This window comes from Vreelandella vilamensis, from assembly GCF_031451755.1.
Lineage (GTDB): Bacteria > Pseudomonadota > Gammaproteobacteria > Pseudomonadales > Halomonadaceae > Vreelandella > Vreelandella vilamensis.
Window position 1 is genome coordinate 1 of the sequence record NZ_JARWAN010000056.1, and the last position, 1,373, is coordinate 1,373.

1 protein-coding gene is annotated in these 1,373 nt (G+C 54.3%); it reads right to left on the reverse strand.

Annotated features, from left to right (window positions below; genetic code table 11):
- Positions 1-1,343 (reverse strand): flagellar hook-associated protein FlgK (gene flgK, locus QC823_RS16100; protein ID WP_309657357.1); only part of this gene is annotated, 1,343 nt, incomplete at its 3' end.
- Positions 1,344-1,373 lie beyond the last annotated feature (30 nt).

Here is a 1,373-nt window from a genome sequence, read left to right on the forward strand (position 1 = left end):
CGCGTCGTACTCTGCGATTGAAAATCAACTGTAGAGTAGGGCATAGGTCGCACGGGGCCTTGAGCGGCGGCGATCTTGTCCAGGTCGTTAATTCGCACGTCCATGCCTGCCGCTGCGCGCCGCACAGGCTGCACGTTAAACGTATCGCCCTGAGAAGGGGGCCCATCAAACGTCATCGTCATGCCGCCGAATGCCAGCAAGTCGCCATCCCATTCAGTACTCACTGTCTCGCCGCTGTCTTGTCGAGTGGCGGTAAACTTGCCGCTGTCGTAGCGCACTTGGTAATCCGTTGCGCGCAGGTCATCGACGCGTGTCGGATCGAAGGCAATGGCGTCGACCTTCGCGCTGTTATCAGGAGAGCTGTAAGCCTGGGGCGCACGAATCGTAAAGAAGTCCTCGCCTTGGTCACCGTTAAGGTCGACCCCCTGCTTGTGCTGCTCGTTGAAGGCGGTCGTTAACGACACGGCAAGCTGCCCGATTTGATCCTGGGTTTTGTCTAGCGTTTCTTCTCGAAAGCGCAGCAAGCCACCAATGCTGCCACCGGTGATCACGTCTTCTTTCAGAGGAATCACGTTACCACCGCCATCGCGGTAACCTATTACGGTGCGTTGTGGGTCACTTTCTGATTGCAAGGGGGTGAGCTTGAAGGCATCCGTGCCGGTCACCAATGGCTGACCATTGGGTAAGCTGACGTTGTAGGTTTTGCCGTCTTGAATATTGAGGCGAAAATCCATGCGGTCATTTAACTCCGCAATAAGATGATCGCGCTGGTTGAGCAGGCTGTTGGGGGCTTCACCTGTACGTGCTCTTGCTAATGCAATCTCACGATTAAGGCCAGCGACTTGCTGAGTGGTGTTATTGACTTGCGTGATTTCGTCTTTGATCTCGCTATTGATATTGCTTTGCATATCTTGCAGGTAGCCATCAAAGGAGCGGAACTGAGCACTGAGCGTTTGTGCTGTGCCGATAACACCTTGTCGTGAGGCAGGATCGGAGGGAGCGCTTGTCAAATCTTCCAGCCCAGAAAAGAAGTTTTGCATTAACGGCGCCAAACCGGCGTCGCGGTCGGCTAGCAAGTTATCGATCTGTTCGACTTGCTGAGCATATTTTTCTAACGCGCTGGATTGCGTGCGGGCATTGTTGAGCTGATCGGCGACATAGCGGTTGAACTGACGCTCGATATCGTCAACTTGCACCCCACGTGTGCCCGCTGATCCCTCGCCGAGCAGAGTGACTTCACGGTTGAAACCGGGCGTATACACGTTGCTGATATTGTTACTGGTAGTGCTTAGCGCATTCTGCGCCGCATTCAGCCCGCTCAAGCCGGTCGAAAACATGCTCATTGCTCAATATCCCTATCATGTTGCTAAGCG